Here is an 18,992-nt window from a genome sequence, read left to right as displayed (position 1 = left end):
CACCGGAGAGCGAGTACGACGTACGGTAGGGGCCGTACGGGGCCGCCACCCGGTGTCCTACCCTGTTCACCGTCCGTTGCCACGTCCTGTGGAGTCAGTCACATGCCCGCTGCCGAACACACCTCCTGGGATCCCCACTCGCGGGGCGCCTCGATCGACTTCGACGCCCCCAACCAGGCCCGGCTCTTCGACGCCCTGCTGGGCGGCCGGGACAACTACGTGGCCGACCGAGAAGTGGTCGACCAACTCGCGGACCTGGCCCCCGGCGTCGGCCAGATGGTGCGCGACCACCGCGAATGGGTCGGTCGGGTGCTCCGGCTGCTGGTCACCCAATGCGGGGTGGACCAGTTCCTCGACCTCGGGTCCGGGCTGCCCGGCCTCGACAACACCCACCAGATCGTGCAGCGGAACAACCCCGAGGCCAAGGTCTGCTACATCGACAACGACCCCGTCGTCCTCGCCCACGGCCGCGCGCTGCTGGAGGAGAACGAGAACACCCACATGCTGGAGTTCGACATCACCCGCCCGGAGACGGTCACCACCGACCCCGGCCTGCGCAGGCGGGTGGACTTCGACCGGCCGATGGCGGTGTTGCTGTGCGCGGTCACCGGACACATCCTGGACGACGACGTGGTCCGACAGACCGTCCGCGGCTGGGTGAAGGCGATCCCGTCCGGCTCGTACGTGGTGGTCAGCCAGCAGTTCGACCCGGCCGACGGCAGCGTGCACAGCGAGCTGGCACGCACCCTGCACAAGGCGTTCCTGGGCACCGCCGTGGCCACCGCGTTCCGCGAGCGCGGCGAGATCGAGTCCTACTTCGAGGACCTGCGCATGGTCGAGCCGGGCCTGGTGCAGCTGCACAAGTGGTGGCCGGACGGGCCGCGGCTGGTGCCGCTGTCCGAGTGGAACCACCTCATGCTGGGAGCCCTGGCGCGGAAACCCTGAGCGCGGCCCGTACCCGCTCGGCCAGGGCGCGGGCGGGCGGGCTGAGCGGGCCGCCCGCGCGCCAGGCCAGCTCGACGCGGCCGCGTGGGACGGGGTGGGTCAGGGTGACCACGTGCACCGCCGGGGTGTGTCGGTCGGCGATCAGGCGCGGGATCACGGCGACGCCCATGCCGCGGGTCGCCAGCTTGGCCAGGACGTCGGGGGCGCTGGCCTCGAACGCGACGCGGGGGGTGAACCCGGCCGTGGCGCAGGCGGACTCCAGGGCGCCGCGGATGCCGGTGCCCGCGGGGAGGCTGCCCAGGGCCCGGTCGCGGAGGGCGGTCAGGTGGATCGTGTCGTGCTCGGCGAGGGGGTCGTGGGGTGCCACCGCCGCGACCAGTTCCTGTTCGGTGAGCACGATGCTTTCCAGGCCGGTGGGGGTGTTGCCGGAGGTGCTTACCCAGGCCAGGTCGATGGAGCCTGCCAGGATGCCTTCGATCAGGCGGTCGGAGGCGTCTTCGCGGAGGCTGATCTCTACTGCGGGATGTGCCTCGTGGAACTCGGCCAGTAGGTGCACGAGGTCGTCCGAGGGGGTGGCGGTGAGTACGCCCACTCGGACTCGGCCGCGTAGGAGGCCTGCCAGTTCGTCCAGGGCGAGGCGGGCGTCGGCGGCGGCTTTGAGGGCGGTGCGGGCGTAGGGGAGTAGGACCTCGCCTGCCTGGGTGAGGCGCACTGTGCGGGACGTTCGGTCGAACAGGTCGTGGCCCAACTCCCTTTCCAGCTTGCCGATCTGGGCGCTGACGCCGGGTTGGGCGACGTGCTCGCGCGCCGCCGCGCGGGTGAAGCCGCCTTCCTCGACTACCGCGAGGAAGTAGGTCAGCTGGCGTAGTTCCATAACTGGTAGTTCTAGCATGGGGAAGTTCTAGCTATTCGACTTATGGGGGTGTGGGGGTGAGACTTGGGGGTATGAGCACTGAGGGTATGAGTCCGGAGCGGATCGTGGCGGCGTATTTCGATGCTTGGCGGGCGCGTGACTTTGATCGGTATCAGTCGTTGTTGGCTGATGATTTCTCGTTTGTGGGGCCGTTGGCGACGCTTACCGGTGCGGTGGAGGCGCGGCGGGGGATTGAGGGGATGGCGAAGATTATTACCGATCTGGTGGTGTTGCGGCGGTTTGTTGAGGGGGATGAGGTTTTGACCTGGTTTGAGTTGCATGCGGGTGGGGTGGCGCTGCCTACCGCGAACTGGGCGAAGGTCGAGGGTGGGAGGATTGTTAGTATGAAGGTGACTTTTGATCCGCGGCCGTTGTTTGCATAACGGCTGGTGCTGTGTTTGTTGGCTCGGCTTCGCCTCGCGGCGGGATCGCCTTTAGCCGGTCTCTTCCCACCCGATCCCACTCGGCCCTGGGGGCCTCCTGGGATCGGGTGGGAAGAGACCGGCGCGATCCCGCGTGGTGGTCGAGTTGGGGGTGGTCGAGTTGGGGGTGGGCGGGCTAGTGGTGGGGGCTTGGGTGGGTGGGGTCTGTCATGGTTTTGTGGGCTAGGAGGGTGCCGCCTGCCATGGCTGCTGGGAATATGACCAGGGCTGCGAGCGGGATTAGGCACAGGAGATAGACGGGTAGGGCGAAGCCGAGAGTCATCGCTCGCTTGCTGCGCAATGTGCGGCGTCGGTCGCGTAGGCTTACGCCTCGGCGTACGAAGGGGATTGCGGTTAGTTCGATGGCCAGCAACCAGGCACCTACGCATATGGCCAGGACCGGTACGACTGTTTGGCCCAGCACTGGGATGAAGCCTAGTGCGAACAGGACGATTGCCCAGATTAGGCCGCGTATTACCAGGAGGATTGCGTCTCGTAGGCCGATCCAGGCGCTGCGGGACCAGCCGATTTCCTGGGCGGTGGGGACTCCGCCCAGTTCTTTGTCTTCGACGTGTTCGGCGATGTTTTCGTAGAAGGGGCCGCCGATGATCAGGGTCAGGGCCGAGAACAGCAGTAGCGACACTGCGATGGCGGCTACGACGATCGATACCCCGGACGCGATTCGTAGGGCCGTTCGCCATAGGGGTGCCCAGTCGTTGGCGAACGGGGTTGCCCAGGTGACCAGGTCGTCGGCGGTGAGGGTGAGGCCGATGAGGGCTGCGAAGAGCAGGGTGCTGGTCACCAGGACCGGCAGGGCGCCGCGTAGTAGTAGGGCGCGGTTGGTGGCTACCAGGCGGATGCCGCGGGCCAGGAAACGGACACCGGTGCCTAAATCGCGCAAAGGGGTGATCACGCGGGCATCCTACGGGCGGGCTTGACCTCCACCTTGGCTCAGCTCCTACTGTCGGTGCCCGATGCTCTACTGGGGCCCGTTTCGGTGGGGAGGCCGTCATGGATATGCAGATGACCGCGTGGACCGCGCTGTATCGGACGATGCACGCGCAGCAGGATCAGCGGGGGCTCACTCGGGCCGCGCTGCGGCGGGTGGTGGTGTTCGCGCGGCCGCATCGGGCCAGGATCGTCAGATTCCTGCTGGTCAGCGTGTTGCTCTCGGCGTTGGCGGTGGCGACGCCGGTGCTGGCGGGGTGGGTCGTGGACGCGATCGTGCGGCGGGAGTCGTCGGGGGTCGTGGTCGGGCTGGCCGCGATCATCGCCGGGGCGGCGCTGGTGGAGGCCGGGTTCGGGCTGGTCAATCGGTATCTGTCGGCCAGTATCGGCGAGGGGCTGATCCTGGACCTGCGGACCAGGGTGTTCGACCATGTGCAGCGGATGCCGGTGGCGTTCTTCACCCGGACCCGCACCGGTGCGCTGGTCAGCAGGCTCAACAACGACGTCATCGGAGCGCAGCGAGCGTTCAGCGACACGCTGTCCGGGGTCGTCGGCAACCTGGTCACGTTGACGTTGACGCTGGTCGTGATGATCGGTATCTCCTGGCAGGTCACGCTGTTGGCGCTGGTCCTGCTGCCGGTGTTCGTGATCCCGGCCCGGCGCATGGGCTCCCGGCTGGCCTCGCTGCAGCGGGAGGCGGCCGAGCACAACGCCAAGATGAGCACGCAGATGACCGAGCGGTTCTCCGCGCCGGGCGCCACCCTGGTCAAGCTGTTCGGCCGCCCAGCCGACGAGTCCGCCGAGTTCGGCGCGCGGGCGGGTCGGGTGCGCGACATCGGCGTGCGCACGGCGATGGTCCAGTCGGTGTTCGTCACTGCCCTGACCCTGGTCTCCGCGCTGGCCCTCGCCCTCGTCTACGGCCTGGGCGGCTATCTGGCCATCGTCGGGTCGCTGGAGCCGGGCGCGGTCGTCTCGCTGGCGCTGCTGCTGACCCGCCTGTACTCGCCGCTCACCGCGCTGGCGGGGGCCCGGGTCGAGGTGATGAGCGCGCTGGTCAGCTTCGAGCGGGTCTTCGAGGTGCTCGACCTACCGCCGCTGATCACCGACGCGCCGGACGCCCGGCCGGTGCCCGAGGGACCGGTGTCGGTGGAGTTCGACCGGGTCAGCTTCGCCTACCCGGCGGCCGACAAGGTGTCGCTGGCGTCCCTGGAGGAGGTCGCGACCCTCGACACCCGAGGCGGCGTCGAGGTGCTGCACGAGGTCTCCTTCCGCGCCGAACCCGGACAGCTGGTGGCCCTGGTGGGCTCGTCCGGCGCGGGCAAGTCGACGATCGCGCAGCTCGCCCCGCGGCTCTACGACGCCGACTCCGGCGCGGTCCGACTGTCCGGTGTGGACGTCCGGGAGCTGACCGCGGACTCGATCCGCGGCGCGCTGGGCATGGTCACCCAGGACGGCCACCTGTTCCACGAGACCATCCGCGCCAACCTGCTGCTCGCCCGCCCGACCGCGGCCGAGGACGACCTGTGGGACTCGCTGCGCCGCGCCCGCCTCGCCGACCTGGTGCACAGCCTGCCGGACGGTCTGGACACCGTCGTCGGCGAGCGCGGCTACCGCCTCTCCGGCGGCGAACGCCAACGCCTGACGATCGCCCGCCTGCTGCTCGCCCGCCCCCGCGTGGTGATCCTGGACGAGGCGACCGCCCACCTGGACTCGACCTCGGAGGCGGCCGTGCAGGAGGCACTGGGGGAGGCCCTGGCCGGGCGGACGGCCATCGTCATCGCGCACCGGCTGTCCACCATCCGCGAGGCCGACCTGATCCTGGTGGTCGAGGCGGGCCGGGTGGTCGAGCGCGGCACCCACGAGACCCTGCTGGCCGCCGGTGGCCGGTACGCGGAGCTGTACCGGACTCAGTTCGCGGAGGACGAGGTGGAGCCCGCGGCCTGAGTACGACCATGGGTGGACCCCGGACCCGACCATGGCATGACTCGCCGTCACTCGGCGAGGCCCTAGCGTCGGGTCCCATGGATGAGCGGGGGTATGACGGGCTGCAGGGACTGGTCTTCCTGGTGGGGATATGGGAGGGCTTGATCCCCTTCGTCGCGCGGATCTTCGACTGGCACCCGTTCCTGGCGTTCCCACTGCGCTTACCGTCCCCACTGTGGTGGATCGTGTCCGGGGCGGTGGTGGTGATCAGCATGGTGTGCCTCGAACTGCTCGACCGCGCGAAGAAGCGCCTCCGGTAGCCCTGTCACGCTTCACGGCGAGCCGCCCCACCACAAAGCCCACCGCTCCCAGGGGGATCCCCCTCGGCCATTCTACCGGGTGGGGGCGACGGTGGGTCTTGGAAACCGGGTCGTGGATCTTGCCTGTGGATAAGTTCTGTCGCTGGGTCGGGTGAAATCCCGGAGGCGGGGCGAAATGCCCTGGCGGTTCTGGTTTGCTGCCCACCGAACGAGTGAAGTTTGCTCGGCCGGTCCGGTGTGGACTGTCCGTCACCTGGCACGGTGCGCGCAGCTCAGGGCAGTGAAGTGCGTTCACGTTACGGCAACCGGGGGACTTTACCGGTTCGGCATGCTGGTCCAATGCCTACCTCGACGACACCTCATGCCGCCGTTCCCGACGTTTCCGCGATCGCCGCGGAGATCGGGCGGGTGTTGGTGCACGAACATCCGGGGCTGGGCGGTGAGGTCGTGGTCGCCGTGGTGTATCAGGCGGCCGGGGAGCTGCTGGGGCGGTCGCGGATACCCGCCGACTTCGGACTGTTGCTGCGCCGCCGGGCGGAGGCCAGGTTGGCGGCCATGGGGGGTGTGTTCACCCCGATCCGGGCGGACTGACTCTCGGATTCGTCACCCCCGGTATACCGACGGCGGCATACCCTCACTCCTTCGTGTGGCGGGCGCTTACCATTTCCGAGACCCGCCGAAGGGACCTAGCGGATGCCGGTGCAGCAGCAGGAGCAGGGGGAGCCGTCGCGGTTCCGGCTGCCCTGGCAGCGGGTGCCGGTGGACCCGGCGGCCGTGCTGGCCGTCGCCAGGGGGATCGGCGAGGACCTGGCCGACGGGCTGTCCGGGGACGGGGTCCGCGCGGCCGTCCGGGGCATCCGCAGGCTGCTCGGCGCGGACGCGGTCGGGATCGCCGACCTGTCCGGGCGGCCCACCTGGGCCGGGCCGCTGCCCGGCGGCACCCGCTGGGTGGCGCTGGTGGACGAGGTGCTGCACAGCGAGACCCGGGTCGGGCGCCCGCCGCTGACGGCCGTGCCGCTGCACGTGCACGACGAGCTCGCGGGTGTCCTGCTGGTCGCCGGGCCGGTGCGAGGCTGGGCCGTGCGCGAGGTGGCCGACTGGATCGTCGCCGCACTCGAACGGGCCCGCCTGGAAGCCTCCGCCGAACACGCCGCACAGGCCGAGCTGCGGGCGCTGCGCGCGGAGATCTCGCCGCATTTCGTCTACAACGCGCTCACCGTGATCGCCTCGTTGGTGCACTCGGACCCGGAGCGCTCGCACGAGCTCATGCTGGATTTCGCGGACTACAACCGATACAGCCTCGCCCGCCACGGCGAGTACACCACTGTGGCCGAGGAGTTCCACGCGATCGAGACCTATCTGGCGTTGCAGCGCGCGGTGCTGGGGGAGCGGTTGCGCGTACAGGTACGGGTGGCGCCGGAGGTGCTGGCCGTCGCGATCCCCTACCTGGTGCTGCAACCGTTGGTGGAGAACGCGGTGCGGCACGGCATCGAGCCGCGCGCGGGCGGGGGACAGGTGCAGGTGCGCGGCGAGGCGGAGGGCACCGACTGCCTGATCACCGTGGAGGACGACGGCGTCGGCATGCCCCCTGGCCGCGCCGAGGCGATCCTGGCCGGGCGCGGGCCCGCCGACCGGGTCGGCCTGGCCAACGTGGACCGCAGGCTGCGCAACGTCTACGGCCCCTGGTACGGGCTGGTGGTGGAGACCGCGCCGGAGGCGGGCACCCGGGTGGTCGTCCGGATGCCGATGTTCGCGCCGGGGGTGGTGCCGTGAGCGGGGTGCGGGTGCTGGCGGTCGACGACGTGCACGCCGCCCTCGACGAGCTGTGCAGGCTGCTGCGCGACTCGCCGGAGGTCGCCGAGGTGCGCGCGGCCGCGGACGCGTTGAGCGCGTTGAAGATGATCCAGGCCGAGCACTTCGACGCGGTGTTCCTGGACATCTCCATGCCCGGCCTCAACGGCCTGGAGGTGGCGTCGCTGCTGGCCAAGCTCACCGACCCGCCCGCCATCGTGTTCGTCACCGCCTACGACGGCCACGCCGTGTCGGCCTACGGCATCGGTGCGGTCGACTACCTGCTCAAACCCGTCCGCGCCGAACGCCTCGCCGACGCCCTCACCCGCGTCACCCGGATCGTGGCCAGCCGCCGCTCGGTGCCCGAGCCGGTCCCCGCCCGCCCGGACGCCATGCCCGCGCTCCCGGTCGAGTCCGAGGGCCGCACCCGCTACGTCCGGCGCGGCGAGGTCAAGTACGCCGAGGCCCACGGCGACTACGTCCGGCTGCACACCTCCACAGGCGTGCACCTGGTCCGGATGCCGATCTCGCGGCTGCAGGAGTACTGGGAGGGCTCGGGTTTCGCCCGTGTCCACAGAGGATTCCTGGTCGCCCTGGACGCCGTCCGCGAGCTGCGCAGCGACTCCGTCGGCGGCATGCTCGCGCACACCGACCTCGGCGACGTCCCGGTCAGCCGCAGGCACGCCCGCGAACTGCGCGAACGCCTCCTCCAGGCCGCCCAACGCGGCGAACTGGGCAAACGCTAGATGACCCAACACCGGCGCGTCGCGGTCACCAGCCCCCAGACCCGCCTCGCCCACGCCCGCCGCAGGCACCGCACCGCCTGGCGCCCGCCGACCCTGGACCCGGGCGAGGTCCGCCAGGCCGTCCACACCTACCGCGCCCAGCGGCGCTGGGCCCTGCTCGCCCTCGCCATGCTGTTCGCCCTGCTCATCGGCCTCCCGATCATCCTGCGCGTCACCCCGGAGCTGGACCACGCGCGCGTCCTCGACATCCCGGTCTCCTGGCTCGCCACCGTCGTGATCCCGTTCCCCGCCATGATCCTCATCGCCCGCTGGCACCTCCGCCGCGCCGAACGAGCCGAGGACATCGACCCACCCCGGGATCCGGTCGTGCCACGGGGCGAGGGGCCGGGGGAGTGTCCGTGATCGCCGTCTTCGCGGTCGTCCCGGTCGTGATGATCACGCTACTGGTCGGCCTGCGCGGGGTCGCCGCCATGCGGACCACCTCCGACTTCCTGGTCGCCTCCAGGCGCGTCTCCCCGCTGCTCAACTCCGCCGCCGTCTCCGGCGAGTACCTCTCCGCCGCCTCCTTCCTCGGTGTGGCGGGGCTCGTGGTCAAGGACGGCATGGGCGCCCTCTGGTACCCCGTGGGCTTCACCGCGGGCTACATCGCCATGCTCGCCCTGGTGGCCGCCCCCATGCGACGCTCCGGCGCGGTCACCGTCCCCGACTTCGCCGAGGCCCGGCTGGCCTCCACCGCCCTGCGCAAACTCGCCGCCGTCACGGTCCTCGTCGTCGCGGGCCTCTACCTCGTGCCCCAGTTCCGCACCGCGGGCCTCGTGCTCAGCGTCGTCAGCGGCGGTCCCTACTGGGTCGGCGTCGTCATCGCCGCCGCCGTCGTCAGCGTGACGCTCGCCGTCGGCGGCATGCGCGCGGCCACCTACGTCCAGGCCTTCCAGTTCTGCTTCAAGCTCCTGCTCTTCATCGTCCCCGCCATCTGGCTCCTGCTCCAGGTCACCCCGGACGTCCGCCACGAGGCCGTCCACCCCGTCCCGTTCACCCACTTCGCCAGGGACACCCCCGTCGACTTCGGCCTGGAGGTCACCCTGGAGGTGCACGAGCCGCTGACCGTCCGCACCGGTGACGGCGCCCCGCTCACCATCCCGCCCGGCGAGTTCCGGGTCGCCGAGGGCACCCGCCTCACGTTCCCGGCGGGCGCGCCGGTGCCCGACGTCCGCGGCGGCGCCCCGCCCGGTGGGCCCGACTGGCAGCGGCCGCTGCTCGACGTCCAGGACACCGGCCACCCGCTGCTGGGCACCTGGGCGATCCTGCTTGCCACCATGCTCGGCACCATGGGCCTGCCGCACGTGCTCATGCGCTTCCACACCAGCCCCGACGGCCGCGCCGCCCGCCGCACCGCCGCGATCACCGTGACGCTGCTCGGCGTCTTCTACCTGTTCCCCGGCATCTACGGCACGCTCGCCAAGGTCCTGGTCCCGCAGCTCTACCTCTCCGGCGCCACCGACACCGCCGTCGTCGCCCTCCCGTCCCAGGTCGACAGCGGGGCTGCGGGCACCGTGTTCACCACCCTGCTCACCGCGGGCGCGTTCGCCGCGTTCCTGGCCACCTCGCTCGGGCTGCTGCTCGTGGTGGCGGGCGCGATCTCGCACGACCTGGTGCCCGGTGGCCTGGCGCGGCTGCGGTTCACCGTCGTCGCCGCGGCCGCCGCGGTCGTGCTGTTGGCCCTGCCGTCCGCGCGGCTGGACGCGAGCGTGCTGGTCACCTGGGGGTTCACCGTGGCCGCCTCCACGTTCTGCCCGCTGCTCGTGCTCGGCATCTGGTGGTCCCGGCTGACCGCCGCGGGCGCCATCGCCGGGGTCGCCGCCGGGTTGCTGGCGACCGCGGGGGCGATCGTGTTCACGTTGTTCGGGCCGCCGGTGGACGGCTGGCAGGCGATCCTGGTCAGCCAGCCCGCGCCATGGTCGGTGCCGCTGGCGTTCGGCACCATGGTGGTGGTGTCGCTGTTCGGCAGGCCGCCCGCCTGGTCGACGACCGCGATGCTGCGCCTGCACCTGCGCGAGCGCCGGGACCCGGTACCCCTGCGCGGGCGTGACCCAGGCCACTCGTCCTGGTCGGCCCGCCGCTCGTCGGCCGTTCGTCGCATGATCCGTCGTTTGGGCCGCTGAGACCTCCCGACCGGACCCGCCACCTCCCTAACGTGACGCGGAACACTCCAGCGTCAGAGGAGGGTCGCCCCCGATGAGCACCACCGACCACGCCCAGGCACCGCCCCCGGACCAGGCGGACTGGGACGAGGTCCACGGCAGCGCCGAGTTCGTCGAGCTCCGCGCGCGGTTACGCCGGTTCGTCTTCCCGATGGCCGCGTTGTTCCTGGTCTGGTACCTGGTCTACGTCCTGCTCGCCGACTACGCGCACGAGTTCATGGCCACCAAGCTAATCGGCAACGTCAACGTCGGACTCGTGCTCGGGCTCCTGCAGTTCGCCTCCACCTTCCTCATCACCTGGCTCTACGTCCGCTACGCGGGGCGCAAGCTCGACCCGCTCGCCGAGCGGGTGCGCGAATCGATCGAGGGGGATGCCAAGTGAGGAACCTCGCCGCGGGCGTGACCGGCAACAACCCCGGCCTCAACATCGGCATCTTCGCCGCGTTCGTGCTGATCACGCTGATCGTGGTGTTCCGCGCCAGCCGCAACAACCGCACCGCCGCCGACTACTACGCGGCGGGCCGCGCGTTCACCGGCCCGCAGAACGGCATCGCCATCTCCGGCGACTACCTGTCCGCCGCCTCGTTCCTGGGCATCGCGGGCGCCATCGCGCTCAACGGCTACGACGGCTTCCTCTACTCCATCGGCTTCCTGGTCGCCTGGCTGGTCGCGCTGCTGCTGGTCGCCGAGCTGCTGCGGAACACCGGCAAGTACACGATGGGCGACGTGCTGGCGTTCCGGATGCGGCAGCGCCCGGTCCGCGCGGCGGCGGCCACCTCGACGCTGGTCGTCACCTTCTTCTACCTGCTGGCCCAGATGGCGGGCGCGGGCGGCCTGGTCGCGCTGCTGCTGGGCGTGACCAACAAGGCCGGGCAGGCCGCGGTGATCGCCGTGGTCGGCGTGATCATGATCGTGTACGTGCTGATCGGCGGCATGAAGGGCACCACCTGGGTGCAGATCATCAAGGCCGCGCTGCTGATCGTGGGCGCGTTCGCGATGACCCTGTGGGTGCTGGGGCGCTACGGGTTCAACCTGTCCGACCTGCTCGGCGGCGCGGTGGACGCGCACCCGAAGGGCGGTTCGGTGCTCAACCCGGGCCTGCAGTACGGCGCGACCGGCACCAGCAAACTGGACTTCCTGTCGCTGGGCCTGGCCCTGGTGCTGGGCACCGCGGGCCTGCCGCACGTGCTGATGCGCTTCTACACCGTGCCCACCGCTAAGGAGGCCCGCCGCTCGGTGGTCTGGGCCATCGGCCTGATCGGCGTGTTCTACCTGTTCACCCTGGTCCTTGGCTACGGCGCGGGCGCCATCGTGGGCCCGGACGCGATCAAGAACGCGCCCGGCAAGGCCAACTCGGCCGCCCCGCTGCTGGCCCAGGCGCTGGGCGGGCCGGTGCTGCTGGGCATCATCGCCGCGATCGCGTTCGCCACGATCCTGGCCGTGGTGGCGGGGCTGACCATCACCGCGTCGGCCTCGTTCGCGCACGACATCTACGCCAACGTGATCAAGAAGGGCGAGGCGTCGGACAAGAACGCCGAGGTCCGGGTCGCCCGGATCACCGCGGTGGTCATCGGGATCGTGGCGATCGTCGGCGGCATCGTCGCCAACGGCCAGAACGTCGCGTTCCTGGTGGCGCTGGCGTTCGCGGTGGCCGCGTCGGCGAACCTGCCGACCATCCTCTACACGCTGTTCTGGAAGCGGTTCAACACCGCGGGCGCGCTGTGGAGCACCTACGGCGGCCTCGCGGTCAGCATCGTGCTGATCGTGTTCTCGCCCGCGGTGTCCGGCAAGCCGTCCACCGCGGCCACCCCGTCCATGATCACCGGGGTCGACTTCCACTGGTTCCCGCTGGAGAACCCGGGGCTGGTGTCGATCCCGGTCGCGTTCATCCTCGGCTGGCTGGGCACGATCCTGTCCAAGGACCGCGACCAGTCGAAGTTCGCCGAGATGGAGGTCCGCGCGCTCACCGGCGCGGGGGCCGAGAAGGCGATCTCCCACTAGACAACGGCAATACGACCGGGCCCGTCCCCGCCTCCCCCGGGGACGGGCCCGGTCGTGCGCGTGGGCTTGTGGTGGCTGTCATGCGACCTCGTCCGGCGTGCCTCCCGGACCCGAGCGATGATCAGGAGAGTCTATGCAGGAATAGCTGCATCGAGGGAGTGATCATGCGTTCCCGAGTCCTCGTCCCCACCCTGGCCCTCGCCGCGTTGGCCTTATCCGGCTGCAAGGTCGACCTCAACGCCGCGGCCTCGGGCGCACCCGACGCCCCCGGCGCGGGCACCGCCGCCCCGGCCCGCGGCGTCTCCGGCGACCACGCGGCCGCGCTGGCCGCCCTCGGCGCGCCCCGCCCGGAGGACACCGGCGCGCACTACGACCGCGACGACTGGGGCGACTGGGCCTACGACTCGAAGTCCAAGTGCGACACCCGCGAGTCCATCCTGGTCCGCGACGGCGACGGCGAGACCGTGGACAGCCAGTGCCGCAGCGCCTGTCCCAAGGAGGCCTGCTGGACCAGCCGGTACGACGGGGTGACCGCCAAGGACCCGCACGACCTGCAGATCGACCACATCGTGCCGCTCGCCGAGGCCGCCCGCTCCGGCGCCCGCGACTGGACCCCCGCGCAGCGCAAGCAGTTCTACAACGACCAGGAGAACCTGGTTGCGGTCACCGTCCGGTCCAACACGCAGAAGAGCGACGGCGACCCGGGCAAGTGGCGGCCCGCCCTGCAGACCTACTGGTGCGACTACGTCACCGGGTACGTCGCCATCAAGACCAAGTACAAGCTGAGCGTGGACGACAACGAGCTCGCGGGCATCACCGCGATGTTCCGCTCCTGCGGCTAGTCCCGGGCACGCCGAACGAGCCGGGGCGTGTGGGCCCCGGCCCGTTCGGACCGTCTTGTCCGTACTGTCCTTTTAGGACTGTCTAGATCAGACGCCCGCGACGCTGCGGATCCAGCTCCGGTAGACGCCGACGTGGGTGTAGTTGGTGACCGAGGACCGGTCGCTGGTGGACGCGACGCCGATCTGCCTGCCGTTGGCGAACATCGGGCCGCCCGAGTCGCCGCCCGCGGTGATGCCGCTGCCGCGGGTCGCCTGCACGGCCTGGCCGCCGTACGCGTCGGTGGCGCTGGTGGAGCGCACGTTCACGGTCGCGACCTTCAGGTAGCGCGACTGGCAGTTGATCTCCGGCTGGTTGGTGCAGGTGGCACCCCAGCCGTAGACCTGGGCCTGCTGGCCCGCGCGCACGTCCGCGGTGGTGCCCAGCGGCGAGTAGGTCGCCTGCACCGAACGGTCCAGCTTCGCGATCGCCAGGTCGGCAGTGGAGTGCCGGGTGATCTGGACCGCGTTGGCGGTGGTGCCGCCGGAGGTCTGGTCCAGGCTGCCGATCCGGAAGCTGATGGTGCCGCTGGCCACGCAGTGCTTCGCGGTCAGCACGTACTGCGGCGCGATGATGGTCGCGGTGCAGGACTGCTGGCCGTTGGCGAACAGCCGCGCCGCCCAGGGGGCGTTGCTCGCGGTGCTGCCACCGATGATCGCCGGGCTCAGCACGGGGTCTCCGGCCGGAGCCGCCAGCACGGTCGGGGCGACGGCCATGACGGCCGCCGCCGCGCCCACGACGGCGACGGCGAACTTCGTCTTCTTCATGCTTTTTCTCGATTCTGCGGCGATGCCGCGGCAGGGGTGAATCGGGAATGTCCGCGGCACCGGGATGCCGCGGCGCGACCCGGCGACCGCAGGCCGGGAGTGGCGAAACCCGGGACGTAATCCCAGGTCGGCTTGGTTCGGCTACCACCCGCGACCAGTCGATCACCCTGTCGAGAATCCACCTTTTCACCCAAAAGTGGTCATTCGCAAGGGCGGTGTGTTCACACGCTCGACGGCCGAACAACTGGCAACGACAGCACCTCTAATGGTGAGAAACAGTGCATGTTTGGGCACGACACACAGTGGGTAAGGAGGCTCCGGAAGGGCACTAGCATCGGAGCGGGGTGGGGCAACGCCGCCGCGCCCGAGGCGACTATGGAGGTCGAACCCGATGGCGCTGCTGCGCAGCTACGTGTGCGGTCGCTGGCACACCCCGACCGCCGACGGCGCCCCGCTGCACGACGCGGTCACCGGCGCGGAGATCGCCCGGATCTCCTCCGCCGGGGTGGACATGGCCGCCGCCCTCGACCACGGCCGCCGTGTCGGCGGCCCGGCGTTGCGCGAGCTGACCTTCCACCAACGCGCCGCCCTGCTGAAGGTCCTGGCCACGCACCTGACCGAGCGCAAGGACGAGCTGTACGCGCTGTCCACGCGCACCGGCGCCACCCGGCGCGACTCGCTCGTCGACGTCGACGGCGGCATCGGCGTGTTGTTCACCTACAGCAGCAAGGGCCGCCGCGAGCTGCCCAACGCCAAGGTGCTCGGCGAGGGCCCGGTCGAGCGCCTCAGCCGCGAGGGCACCTTCGTCGGCAGGCACATCGGCGTGCCGCTGCGCGGGGTCGCGGTGCAGATCAACGCCTTCAACTTCCCCGTCTGGGGCCCGCTGGAGAAGTTCGCGCCCGCCTTCGTCGCAGGCGTGCCCACGCTGATCAAGCCCGCCAGCCCGACCGCCTACCTGACCGAGCTGCTGGTCCGATTGATCGTCGAGTCCGGGATCCTGCCGGAGGGCAGCCTCCAGCTGGTGTGCGGCAGCGCGGGCGACCTGCTCGACCACCTCACCCCGCAGGATCTGGTGTCGTTCACCGGATCGGCCTGCACCGCGCGCAAGCTCCGCACCCACGAGACCGTCGTGCGGCACTCGGTCCGCTTCAACGCCGAGGCCGACTCGCTGAACTGCTCGATCCTCGGACCGGACGCGACCCCGGGCACGCCGGAGTTCGACCTCTACGTCAAGCAGCTCGTCGCCGAGATGACGGTCAAGGCAGGCCAGAAGTGCACCGCCATCCGCCGCGCCTTCGTGCCCCGGGCGCTGCTGGACCCCGTCGCCGAGGCCGTGTCCGCGCGCCTGGCCAAGACCGTCGTCGGCAATCCCGCCAACCCCGACGTCCGCATGGGCGCGCTCGCGAGCCTGGAACAACGCGAGGAGGTGCGCCGCTCCCTCAAGGCGCTCGGCGCCGCGGGCACCATCGCCTACGGCGACCCGACCAGGGTGGACGTGGTCGACGCCGACCCGGAACGCGGCGCCTTCCTGTCCCCGGTCCTGCTGCGCGCCGACGGCGACCGCGCCGAACCGCACGAGGTCGAGGCCTTCGGCCCGGTCAGCGCGCTGCTGCCGTACGACTCCACCGCGCACGTCATCGACCTCGCCGCCCGCGGCCTCGGCAGCCTCGTCGGCTCGGTGGTCACCGGCGACGCCGACTTCGCCGCCGACGTCGTGCTCGGCGTCGCGCCATGGCACGGCCGCCTGCTGGTGCTCGACCAGGACGACGCCGCCGAGTCCACCGGCCACGGCTCACCCCTGCCCGCCCTGATCCACGGCGGCCCGGGCCGCGCGGGCGGCGGCGAGGAGATGGGCGGCCTCCGCGGCGTCCTACACCACCTGCAACGCTCCGCGATCCAGGCCAGCCCCGCCGTCCTGTCCAGGATCACCGGCGAATGGGTCCCCGGCGCCCCGCGCCTGCCCGAGGCCGAACACCCCTTCCGCAAGCCGCTGTCCCGCCTCCGCGTCGGCGACAGCGTCACGGCGGGCCCGCGCACCGTCACCCAGGCCGACATCGACCACTTCGCCGAGTTCACCGGCGACACGTTCTACGCGCACACCGACCTGGAAGCCGCCACCGCCAACGAGTTCTTCGGCGGCATCGTCGCCCACGGCTACCTGATCGTCTCGTTCGCCGCAGGCCTGTTCGTCTCCCCGGAACCCGGCCCCGTCCTGGCCAACTACGGCCTGGAGAACCTCCGGTTCCTCACCCCGGTCTTCCCCGGCGACTCGCTGACGGTCACCCTGACCGCCAAGCAGATCACCCCCCGCGAGACCGCCGACTACGGCGAGGTCCGCTGGGACGCCGACGTGGTCAACCAGGACGACGAGCCCGTCGCCCGCTACGACGTCCTCACCCTCGTCGCCAAATCCTGATCCCGGCGGGTGGGTCGGTCCACAGTGGACCAACCCACCCGCCCCCGACCTCGGCGATACCCCGCACGACCGCCGAGCCCTCCACACACGACTTCACCCGTCCCAGCGACAAAAGTTATCCACAGCCCCCACCCCGAACCCCGCCGAACAAGATCCTCTGCCACCCCCACCGAGTAGAATGGGCCCTGGGGGATCCCCCTGGGAGCGGCGGGTAATGGTGGTGCGCCTGCCGACGACGAGCTTGATCTTGAGCGGGCCCGCCGCCTGACGGCGGGCCGAGCGAGCCGCGGTGACCGGGCCGGAAGCGCACAGCCCTCGGGGCGGGTGCCTCGGAAAGGCCCCGCCCCGATCGCGTATCGGACGAACTCACACGCCTGCCTTCTTGCCGGTGGCGGTCAGCGTGAACCACGTGCCGCCGACGCCCTGCCCCTTGGTGTCGCAGGGGACCTTGTCCTCGCTGAAGTGGTAGACCGGCCAGCCGCCGACGGTGACCTGGCGGGTGCCGTCACCGCGGTCGACGGTGCCGAGCACGGCCGGGTCCAGCCCCTCGACCGCGGCACCCGCGGGCACCAACAGCGGCGGCCACTTCTTCGCGCAGTCACCGGCGCAGTTCGACTTCGACGGGGACGCGGTGTCCTTGTCGAACCGGTACAGCGTCATCCCGCCCCGGTCGGTCACGATCGGACCGAGCTTGCCCACCTTCATCACGGTCACCGTGACCGGCGCCCCCGGCACCTGCGCGCTCGCCTTCTTCCCCTCCGGGGTGAACGCGAACCACGTGCCGCCCGCGCCCTGGCCCTTCACGTCGCCCGCGGTCGTGTCCTTCGAGTAGTGGTAGGCGGGCCAGCCCGCGATGGTCAGCTGGTTGCCCTCGGGCCGCGCGAGCGTCCCGAGCAGCGACTTGTCGATGCCCGCCGCCGCGGACACGGCCGACACGTCGGACACCAGCACCGGGGGCCAGGCGGTGGCGCAGTCGCCCGCGCAGTTGGACGTCGGGGGCTTCGCGGTGTCCTTGTCGAACCGGTACAGGGTCTTGCCGTCCGACACGATCTTGCCAAGCGCGGGCGCCTCGACGGCCTCTAGGACGACGGCGGCGAGGTCGGTGCCCGCCTTGGCCAGGACCGGGGCGGGCACCCCGGGGGCGGTGGCGGCCTGGCCGCAGGCGGCGAGGGCGGTGCCGAGCGCGGCGACCAGGACGAGCTTGGCTGAGCGGTTCACGATGGCTCCCTGTGGGTTTCGACTGATCCCCACACGGGCCCCGCGCCGCGCCGGTTCACCACACCGGAAAAAGACGCGGCGGCCGCCCCGAGGGGACGGCCGCCGCGGGTGGAGAGGACTACGCCGCGTCGTTGATGACGACGGTCAGCTGGGCGTCCGAGGACGCCGCGAAGCGGGCATAGTTGCGCTGGACCGTGGCGCGCTCAGCGGGGCTGGGGTGCGCGTTGGTGCAGCTGGTCGGCGCGGAGTGGCCGGACATCAGGTCCGAGCACTTGCCGGTGCGGTTGTCCGGCAGGCCGAGCGAGTGGCCCATCTCGTGCGCGATGATCCGCGTCTTGTCGAAGCCCTCGTCGACGGCCTGCTTGCCGAACCAGATCTGCACGCTGCCGTTGGAGCGCACCGGGCCGAGGGTGGCGTGCGGCCACCCCGGGTCGGCCACGATCCGGATGTTCGCCCGCTGGCCGCGGGCGGCCTTGACGATGTGCACGTTGGGCGCGTCGGTGTTCCAGACCTCGACCGCGGCGGCGGTGTTCGCCGCGTACTGCGGCGCCTGGCTGTCGTCGTAGGTCAGCTGCGTGACCGCGGCGGCCTGCGGGGCCGCGTCCGCGGGGGTGGTCACGCCGACCACCACGGCGGCGCCCAGGCAGGCGTTCGCCGCGACCAGCGCGAGTGTTCGTCGATGCATGGATATCTCCTGAGTGTTCTCCGACCGGCGCGCGCGCCGGTCGGACCCGGGTGGTTGCCATGCGGTGGGCTACGCCGAAGTGACGGTCGACGACGTCCTACCTGCCGCTGCTCATCGCGTCGGGGCGCCACCGGCAGGCAGCGCCCCGTGACCATGGGTACTAGGTGGGCCGGGCAGACCAGGCGGAAAGTGACCGCAGTCACACGATTTGCCTTTCCCAACCCGGGGCACGTCGTTAAGTGAACGGACAGCCCCGCCATAACAGGTTTGATCAGGGCAAACGCCCCCTGCGGGCAGGTTCGGCGCGGTCGCGGCCCGCTCGGCGGGAGCGTGGCCATGGCCGTCGTGGATGTGTTGGCGCGCAAGGGTTTTCACTTGTTCGACGTCGTTTCGGCACCCCCGATTTGATCCCGCCTTGGCGGCCGTGTAACTTTCTTCCTGTCAGCGCGGAACGGGCCGGGAAAACCGGAACGAGCGGGACACGAAAACTTAGCGAGTAACCAGCCTCGGATGAGGGCGCTCCGGAGACGGACGCACGAATCGGATGTGCGTGTGTTGTTTGAGAACTCAACAGTGTGCCGATTTAAGCCAGTAGAGCTTAAATGAAGTGAACCCCTAGGGGTTCCTTTGAGTGACAGATGTTGATGCCAGTTTGATGGTGTCTGTTTGTCAGGAGTTGTACTCTTTGAAGCATCTTTGGAGAGTTTGATCCTGGCTCAGGACGAACGCTGGCGGCGTGCTTAACACATGCAAGTCGAGCGGTAAGGCCCTTCGGGGTACACGAGCGGCGAACGGGTGAGTAACACGTGGGTAATCT

General features: G+C 70.6%; 18 protein-coding genes and 1 rRNA gene. 14 read left to right on the top strand and 5 right to left on the bottom strand.

The features are described 5' to 3' along the window. Positions 1-102: 102 nt before the first annotated feature. The gene (locus C503_RS0125180) at positions 103-945 is read left to right on the top strand and encodes an SAM-dependent methyltransferase (protein ID WP_018684999.1); all 843 of its coding nucleotides are present in this window, start codon (positions 103-105) and stop codon (positions 943-945) included. On the opposite strand, the gene C503_RS0125175 is transcribed toward C503_RS0125180, so the two are convergent. Beyond that, the gene (locus C503_RS0125175) at positions 914-1,819 is read right to left on the bottom strand and encodes a LysR family transcriptional regulator (RefSeq protein ID WP_018684998.1); all 906 of its coding nucleotides are present in this window, start codon (positions 1,817-1,819) and stop codon (positions 914-916) included. The genes C503_RS0125180 and C503_RS0125175 overlap by 32 nt on opposite strands. 71 nt (positions 1,820-1,890) lie before the next feature. On the opposite strand from C503_RS0125175, the gene C503_RS0125170 reads away from it, so the two are divergent. Further along, a complete protein-coding gene (locus C503_RS0125170; protein ID WP_018684997.1) occupies positions 1,891-2,241 on the top strand; it encodes a nuclear transport factor 2 family protein in 351 nt (116 codons plus the stop codon). Between the two features lie 175 nt (positions 2,242-2,416). Here the strand turns inward: C503_RS0125170 and C503_RS0125165 are convergent, their stop codons facing one another. Next, positions 2,417-3,193, bottom strand: coding sequence for an EI24 domain-containing protein (locus C503_RS0125165; RefSeq protein WP_018684996.1), 777 nt, complete (start codon positions 3,191-3,193; stop codon positions 2,417-2,419). A gap of 98 nt (positions 3,194-3,291) precedes the next feature. Between C503_RS0125165 and C503_RS0125160 the strand changes: the two genes are divergently transcribed. From C503_RS0125160 to C503_RS40770, 10 genes are all read left to right on the top strand, one after another. Continuing rightward, positions 3,292-5,172 carry an ABC transporter ATP-binding protein gene (locus C503_RS0125160; RefSeq protein WP_026316681.1) on the top strand — a complete coding sequence of 627 codons (1,881 nt, stop codon included), beginning with the start codon at positions 3,292-3,294 and terminating at the stop codon, positions 5,170-5,172. Positions 5,173-5,249: 77 nt separating this feature from the next. Then, the gene (locus C503_RS0125155) at positions 5,250-5,471 is read left to right on the top strand and encodes a hypothetical protein (RefSeq protein WP_018684994.1); all 222 of its coding nucleotides are present in this window, start codon (positions 5,250-5,252) and stop codon (positions 5,469-5,471) included. A gap of 339 nt (positions 5,472-5,810) precedes the next feature. Next, complete coding sequence (locus C503_RS0125150; protein WP_156893463.1) at positions 5,811-6,062, top strand: hypothetical protein; 252 nt, start codon at positions 5,811-5,813, stop codon at positions 6,060-6,062. Positions 6,063-6,164: 102 nt separating this feature from the next. After that, on the top strand, positions 6,165-7,244 hold the full coding sequence (locus C503_RS0125145; protein ID WP_018684992.1) for a sensor histidine kinase: 1,080 nt from the start codon (positions 6,165-6,167) through the stop codon (positions 7,242-7,244). Next, positions 7,241-8,008: a LytR/AlgR family response regulator transcription factor gene (locus C503_RS0125140; protein WP_018684991.1), complete on the top strand. Its 768-nt coding sequence runs from the start codon at positions 7,241-7,243 to the stop codon at positions 8,006-8,008. Before C503_RS0125145 ends, C503_RS0125140 begins: the two co-directional genes overlap by 4 nt. Beyond that, complete coding sequence (locus tag C503_RS0125135) at positions 8,009-8,410, top strand: hypothetical protein (protein ID WP_018684990.1); 402 nt, start codon at positions 8,009-8,011, stop codon at positions 8,408-8,410. Next, positions 8,407-10,170: a sodium/solute symporter gene (locus C503_RS0125130; RefSeq protein ID WP_018684989.1), complete on the top strand. Its 1,764-nt coding sequence runs from the start codon at positions 8,407-8,409 to the stop codon at positions 10,168-10,170. The genes C503_RS0125135 and C503_RS0125130 overlap by 4 nt, the downstream gene beginning before the upstream one ends. 73 nt (positions 10,171-10,243) lie before the next feature. Then, the gene (locus tag C503_RS0125125) at positions 10,244-10,591 is read left to right on the top strand and encodes a DUF485 domain-containing protein (RefSeq protein ID WP_018684988.1); all 348 of its coding nucleotides are present in this window, start codon (positions 10,244-10,246) and stop codon (positions 10,589-10,591) included. Further along, complete coding sequence (locus C503_RS0125120; RefSeq protein WP_018684987.1) at positions 10,588-12,210, top strand: solute symporter family protein; 1,623 nt, start codon at positions 10,588-10,590, stop codon at positions 12,208-12,210. Before C503_RS0125125 ends, C503_RS0125120 begins: the two co-directional genes overlap by 4 nt. 164 nt (positions 12,211-12,374) lie before the next feature. After that, positions 12,375-13,052: an HNH endonuclease family protein gene (locus tag C503_RS40770; protein WP_033401034.1), complete on the top strand. Its 678-nt coding sequence runs from the start codon at positions 12,375-12,377 to the stop codon at positions 13,050-13,052. An 87-nt stretch (positions 13,053-13,139) separates the two neighbouring features. On the opposite strand, the gene C503_RS0125110 is transcribed toward C503_RS40770, so the two are convergent. Continuing rightward, positions 13,140-13,856, bottom strand: a complete 717-nt coding sequence (locus tag C503_RS0125110) for a S1 family peptidase (RefSeq protein ID WP_018684985.1) — start codon at positions 13,854-13,856, stop codon at positions 13,140-13,142. A gap of 391 nt (positions 13,857-14,247) precedes the next feature. On the opposite strand from C503_RS0125110, the gene paaZ reads away from it, so the two are divergent. Beyond that, positions 14,248-16,272 (top strand): phenylacetic acid degradation bifunctional protein PaaZ, encoded by a 2,025-nt coding sequence (gene paaZ / locus C503_RS0125105; protein WP_018684984.1) that lies wholly within the window; start codon positions 14,248-14,250, stop codon positions 16,270-16,272. Between the two features lie 366 nt (positions 16,273-16,638). Here the strand turns inward: paaZ and C503_RS0125100 are convergent, their stop codons facing one another. Together C503_RS0125100 and C503_RS0125095 are read right to left on the bottom strand one after the other, a co-directional pair. Continuing rightward, positions 16,639-17,490 (bottom strand): hypothetical protein, encoded by an 852-nt coding sequence (locus C503_RS0125100; protein WP_018684983.1) that lies wholly within the window; start codon positions 17,488-17,490, stop codon positions 16,639-16,641. A gap of 118 nt (positions 17,491-17,608) precedes the next feature. Then, positions 17,609-18,175, bottom strand: coding sequence for a snapalysin family zinc-dependent metalloprotease (locus tag C503_RS0125095; protein ID WP_018684982.1), 567 nt, complete (start codon positions 18,173-18,175; stop codon positions 17,609-17,611). A 693-nt stretch (positions 18,176-18,868) separates the two neighbouring features. Here C503_RS0125095 and C503_RS0125090 point away from each other — a divergent pair. After that, a 16S ribosomal RNA gene (locus tag C503_RS0125090) occupies positions 18,869-18,992 on the top strand; the annotation flags it as partial.

The organism is Actinokineospora enzanensis DSM 44649 (genome assembly GCF_000374445.1).
Classification (GTDB): Bacteria; Actinomycetota; Actinomycetes; order Mycobacteriales; family Pseudonocardiaceae; genus Actinokineospora; species Actinokineospora enzanensis.
The sequence above is the reverse complement of the archived record's forward strand: the minus strand, read 5'-3'. Positions and strand labels throughout refer to the sequence as shown.

What these genes read in the sequence shown, in the direction of transcription:
- C503_RS0125175 (WP_018684998.1), bottom strand. Translation starts at nt 1,819, where the DNA reads ATGGAACTACGCCAGCTGACCTACTTCCTCGCGGTAGTCGAGGAAGGC.
- paaZ (WP_018684984.1), top strand. Translation starts at nt 14,248, where the DNA reads ATGGCGCTGCTGCGCAGCTACGTGTGCGGTCGCTGGCACACCCCGACC.
- C503_RS40770 (WP_033401034.1), top strand. Translation starts at nt 12,375, where the DNA reads ATGCGTTCCCGAGTCCTCGTCCCCACCCTGGCCCTCGCCGCGTTGGCC.
- C503_RS0125160 (WP_026316681.1), top strand. Translation starts at nt 3,292, where the DNA reads ATGGATATGCAGATGACCGCGTGGACCGCGCTGTATCGGACGATGCAC.
- C503_RS0125145 (WP_018684992.1), top strand. Translation starts at nt 6,165, where the DNA reads ATGCCGGTGCAGCAGCAGGAGCAGGGGGAGCCGTCGCGGTTCCGGCTG.
- C503_RS0125170 (WP_018684997.1), top strand. Translation starts at nt 1,891, where the DNA reads ATGAGCACTGAGGGTATGAGTCCGGAGCGGATCGTGGCGGCGTATTTC.
- C503_RS0125155 (WP_018684994.1), top strand. Translation starts at nt 5,250, where the DNA reads ATGGATGAGCGGGGGTATGACGGGCTGCAGGGACTGGTCTTCCTGGTG.
- C503_RS0125150 (WP_156893463.1), top strand. Translation starts at nt 5,811, where the DNA reads ATGCCTACCTCGACGACACCTCATGCCGCCGTTCCCGACGTTTCCGCG.
- C503_RS0125095 (WP_018684982.1), bottom strand. Translation starts at nt 18,175, where the DNA reads ATGCATCGACGAACACTCGCGCTGGTCGCGGCGAACGCCTGCCTGGGC.
- C503_RS0125180 (WP_018684999.1), top strand. Translation starts at nt 103, where the DNA reads ATGCCCGCTGCCGAACACACCTCCTGGGATCCCCACTCGCGGGGCGCC.
- C503_RS0125125 (WP_018684988.1), top strand. Translation starts at nt 10,244, where the DNA reads ATGAGCACCACCGACCACGCCCAGGCACCGCCCCCGGACCAGGCGGAC.
- C503_RS0125135 (WP_018684990.1), top strand. Translation starts at nt 8,009, where the DNA reads ATGACCCAACACCGGCGCGTCGCGGTCACCAGCCCCCAGACCCGCCTC.
- C503_RS0125110 (WP_018684985.1), bottom strand. Translation starts at nt 13,856, where the DNA reads ATGAAGAAGACGAAGTTCGCCGTCGCCGTCGTGGGCGCGGCGGCGGCC.